Origin of the sequence: Nocardia fusca NBRC 14340 (genome assembly GCF_001618425.1) — a bacterium.
GTDB lineage: Bacteria > Actinomycetota > Actinomycetes > Mycobacteriales > Mycobacteriaceae > Nocardia > Nocardia fusca.
Genome location: NZ_BDCU01000086.1, coordinates 1 through 1740, shown reverse-complemented (window position 1 = coordinate 1740; position 1740 = coordinate 1). Strand labels below are relative to the sequence as shown.

Here is a 1740-nt window from a genome sequence, read left to right as displayed (position 1 = left end):
ATGTCACCTACTTATCCCGCAACGATTTGTCGGGTAGTGAACAGACACTGCTGGGCGATCGTTCAAACAGGTCCGGTCGCGACGACTCCTGGATGTCACCGTGGAGCCACGAGTCCTTCGGATAGATCGCGAGCGTCGCGGCCGGACCGAGCCGCGGCGCGGCGCGGCGCGGCGCGGCAACGGAAGCGACACTCATCGAGACGGTGTGTCGATTCTGTCTGTCCGTCGTCAGCGGTTGTGATTGCTCGTGGTTCGAGCCGGCCCGCGCGACCGGACGCCCCGTCATCCGTGAGCTTCGAGCTCTGGGAGAGATCGGCGCCGTGCGGGTGAGCTGGGATCGCGAACAGCTCATCGGAGGCAAGCCCGACAGAGGCTCGTAAGTAGGGTGCTGCGCGTTCTCGCTGGGGTTCTGGGCCACCGGAATACACCTGATGGAGGGCTCGATTGAGTATTTACTGTGGCATGGACTGGGCCGAAGGTCACCACGATATTGCCATCGTCGACCGAGATGGCAAGCTGCTCGCGAAGAAGCGAATCGCGGACAACCCAACGGGTTTCGCGGAGCTGACCCAGCTGCTGGCCGAAACGGGCGACACGAACGACGACCCGGTCCCGGTCGCGATCGAGACCCCACGGGGGCTCATGGTCGCTTGTTTGCGCGCCGCCGGGCGGCCGGTGTTCGCGATCAACCCGATGGCCGTGGCCCGCTACCGCGAACGCCATTCAGTGGCTCGAGCAAAGTCGGACCACGCCGACGCGATGACCCTGGCCAACATTTTGCGGGTCGACGCCCATCTGCATCGTCGACTTCCTGCCGACAGTGAACTGGCTCAAGCCATCGCAGTCCTCGCGCGCGCCCAGCAGGACGCGGTCTGGAGACGCACGAAAGCCAGCAACGAACTGCGATCTCTATTGCGCGAGTACTACCCGGCATTCCTGGACACCTTCGCAGGCCGCTCAGCCACCAACTTGGCCAAACCCGAAACGCGGGCAATCCTTGCCATCGCACCGACACCTGCTGCGGCAGCGAAACTGACCAAGACGCGAGTTGCCGCAGCACTACGCCGTGCTGGCCGACAGCGTGGTATCGACCAACTCGCTTCCGGGATCGTCACGAGCATGCGGTTGCCGCAGCTGCGGCAACCCGGACCGATCGAGCGAGCAATGGGTCAGCAGGCCCTCGCCTTACTGGCGATGCTCAATGCCGCATGCGCTGGCGCTTACGAGCTGGAACAGGCTGCGGCCGAACAATTCAGAACGCACCCCGATCACGCCATCATCACCAGCTTCCCGGGACTGGCCGACCTCACCGGCGCGCGCATGCTCGCCGAGATCGGTGACGACCGCCGCCGATTCGCCGACGCCCGCGCACTCAAGGCATACGCCGGATCAGCGCCCGTCACCCGGGCTTCGGGCAAAAGTATCTCCATCACCCACCGCAGGATCAAAAATGACCGCTTGGCCGCCGTTGGCTGGATCTGGGCCACCACCATGGTCGTCCTTCCAGGCCCCGCCCAACAGCACTACCGGCGCCGCCGCGATCACGGTGACCGCCACGCTCCCGCGGTCCGCAACCTGTTCAACAAGATGGTCGGCCAGCTCCACCACTGCCTGCAAACACGCCAGACCTACGATCCCGCCAAAGCCTACGCCGACCACCCTCCTCGCCCGCCGGCGCCCGAATCAGCGACCGCAGCTTGACAGTTAGCGGAATCGGAGGTCTATCCGTGCAGCAGCCCC

At 64.9% G+C, this 1740-nt stretch carries 1 protein-coding gene; it reads left to right on the top strand.

Annotated elements, in window-relative coordinates; genetic code table 11:
• The first annotated feature begins 462 nt into the window (after positions 1-462).
• Positions 463-1701 carry an IS110 family RNA-guided transposase gene (locus NF4_RS35930; RefSeq protein WP_157120805.1) on the top strand — a complete coding sequence of 413 codons (1239 nt, stop codon included), beginning with the start codon at positions 463-465 and terminating at the stop codon, positions 1699-1701.
• Positions 1702-1740 lie beyond the last annotated feature (39 nt).

What these genes read in the sequence shown, in the direction of transcription:
- NF4_RS35930 (WP_157120805.1), top strand. Translation starts at nt 463, where the DNA reads ATGGACTGGGCCGAAGGTCACCACGATATTGCCATCGTCGACCGAGAT.